The sequence below is a fragment of the Micromonospora globispora genome (genome assembly GCF_003857015.1).
Classification (GTDB): domain Bacteria; phylum Actinomycetota; class Actinomycetes; order Mycobacteriales; family Micromonosporaceae; genus Micromonospora; species Micromonospora globispora.
Map to the genome: position 1 here is coordinate 1 of NZ_QGGF01000356.1, position 2,387 is coordinate 2,387.

Consider the following 2,387-nt stretch of genomic DNA (forward strand, 5'->3'; position numbering starts at 1 on the left):
TGGTGACGGTGCTGCTCGCCGCGGACGCGGCGCAGGCGGTCGCGTCGGCGACGGGGGACGTGTCGGTGGTGCAACTCGGGCCAGGCAGGTGAGGACCGCATGTTGATCGTGTGCGGGTCCCTGTCGGGCGCTCCAGGCGTGTCAACGACGGCCGTGGGGCTGGCAGCGCAGTGGCCAGGAGGGCGGGCGCTGCTGGTGGAGGCGGACCCGTCGGGTGGGGTGGTCGCGGCCCGCTTCGGGCTGGCGCAGCAGCCGGGCCTGACCTCGCTGGCGGCTTCGACGCGCCACGGCGGCGGGGTGGAGTCGATAGCCGAGCACCTTCAGGGGCTGCCGCTGGGCATCGAGGCGGTCGCCGCGCCGGGGTCGGCGGACACCGCCGCCGGTTCGGTGACGGTGCTGGGCCGACATGCGGCCACAGCGCTGCGGGGCGTCGCGGGCGTGGTGGTCGCGGACGTGGGCCGGCTCTACCCGGGCACCCCCGCCGCGGGACTGCTGCCCGCCGCCGACGCGGTGTTGCTCCTGGCAGCGCCGGCCACGGAGTACCTGGATCATGTGGACGCGCGGATGCCCTGGCTACGGGAGGTGACCCGGCCCGGTGTGCTGGGACTGGCGCTCGCCGGGCCGGGCTCCTACCCGGCCGGTGAGATCGCCGCGCGGCTGGGAGCACCAGTATGGGCGGTGTTGCCGCGCGACCGGTGGGGAGCCGGTGTCCTGACCGGCCGCCTGGCGGGCCGGGCGTGGCAGCGCACCCGCCTGGTGCGGGCCCTGCGCGACCTCGCCGCGACCCTGCACCAGCAGGTCACCCATCGGAATGAGGCGGAGTCGGGGGTGGTGTCGCGGTGACCGGGCCGGACCCTGCTGGCGGGTCGGCGGCGCCGCCGGAGGTGGTGGCACGCCTGCGGGCGCGGGTCAGCGACCGGCTCGCCGAACGGGGCGCCGGGCTGCCCGACGCCGCGCGGGACGCCCTGATAGCCGGGCTTATCGCTGAGGAGTTGGTGCGCAGCGCGGAGGCGGACATCGCCGCGGGCCGTACCCCGCCGTCGCCGCAGGCGGAGGCGGCGGTCGCCCGCGCGTTGCGGGACTCGTTCACCGGGCTGGGCGGGTTGCAGCGGCTGCTGGACGACCCGCAGGTGGAGGACGTCTTCGTCAACGGCTGCGACAACGTGTGGATCCGCACCACCGAGGGCCGGGTGATGCGGGTGCCGCCGGTGGCGGCTTCCGACGCCGACCTGGTTGACCTCGTCCGCGTCGCGGCGGCCCGCAGCGGGCAGGAGGAGCGGCGCTTCGACCGCGGGTCGCCGGGATTGTCGCTGCGCCTGCCGGGCGGGCAGCGGCTCTTCGCGGTGATGGCCGTGGCGAAGCGACCCAGTCTGTCGATCCGCCGCAACGTGCTGCAGAAGGTCACCCTGGATGACCTGCAGCAGCGCGGGGAGATCACGCTGGGGCTGCGGGAGCTGATCGCGGCGATGGTCCGCGCCCGCAAGAACTTGATCATCTCCGGTGGCACCGGCGCCGGGAAGACCACCCTGCTGCGGGCGGCGGCCGGGGCGATGAGCCCGCTGGAGCGCATCGTCACCGTCGAGGACGCCTACGAACTCGGCCTGGACGAGGACACCGACGCCCACCCGAACACCACCGCCCTGCAGCAGCGCGAACCGAACCTGGAGGGCGTCGGCGGGATCGACATGTCCACCATGGTGCGGTGGGGGCTGCGGATGCGCCCCGACCGGGTCATCGTCGGCGAATCTCGCGGTGCCGAAGCCGTACCCATGCTCCTGGCCATGTCGCAGGGCAACGACGGGTCGATGTGCACCCTGCACGCCTCCTCGTCGAAGCAGGCCCTGTCCCGGCTGGCCACCTACGTCATGCAGGCACCGGAGCGGTTCCCGTTCGACGCGGCGAACATGCTCATCGGCCAGGCCGTCGACTTCGTCATCCACCTGGACACCGCGACCGACGGCACCCGGGTCGTCTCCTCCATCCGGCAGGTCCTCGAGACCGACGGCACGCAGGTGCCCAGCAACGAGATCTACCGGCCCGGCCCGGACCGGCGCGCCCTGCCCGCGGCGCCGATGCGCGCGGACACCCTCGACCAGCTGGTCACCGCCGGCCTCGACCCCGACCTGCTCGACAAGGACCGGTGGTGACCAGTGAACCTCCTGCCGATCCTGCTCGGCCTGGTGTGCGCGGCCGGGCTCACCCTGCTCATCGACGGCCTGCGCCGCCGCCCGCCCGGCCCGGCGCCGGCCTCCCGGCGGCGGGCGTTCACGCCATCGGACCGCCCCCGCATGGCGGTGGCGGTGGCGGCGGGGTTCGCCGCCGCCGTGCTGACCCGCGGGCCGGTCGCGGCGCTGCTACCCGCAGCAGGGCTGTGGACCCTGCCGCGG

At 74.9% G+C, this 2,387-nt stretch carries 2 protein-coding genes and 1 pseudogene; all 3 read left to right on the forward strand.

The features are described from left to right. Positions 1 to 99 precede the first annotated feature (99 nt). Positions 100 to 843: a P-loop NTPase family protein gene (locus DKL51_RS17540; protein ID WP_185734830.1), complete on the forward strand. Its 744-nt coding sequence runs from the start codon at positions 100 to 102 to the stop codon at positions 841 to 843. Further along, complete coding sequence (locus DKL51_RS17545; RefSeq protein ID WP_124812268.1) at positions 840 to 2,147, forward strand: TadA family conjugal transfer-associated ATPase; 1,308 nt, start codon at positions 840 to 842, stop codon at positions 2,145 to 2,147. Before DKL51_RS17540 ends, DKL51_RS17545 begins: the two co-directional genes overlap by 4 nt. A 3-nt stretch (positions 2,148 to 2,150) precedes the next feature. After that, positions 2,151 to 2,387 (forward strand): annotated as a pseudogene (locus tag DKL51_RS17550) (type II secretion system F family protein); the annotation flags it as partial.

What these genes read in the sequence shown, in the direction of transcription:
- DKL51_RS17540 (WP_185734830.1), top strand. Translation starts at nt 100, where the DNA reads ATGTTGATCGTGTGCGGGTCCCTGTCGGGCGCTCCAGGCGTGTCAACG.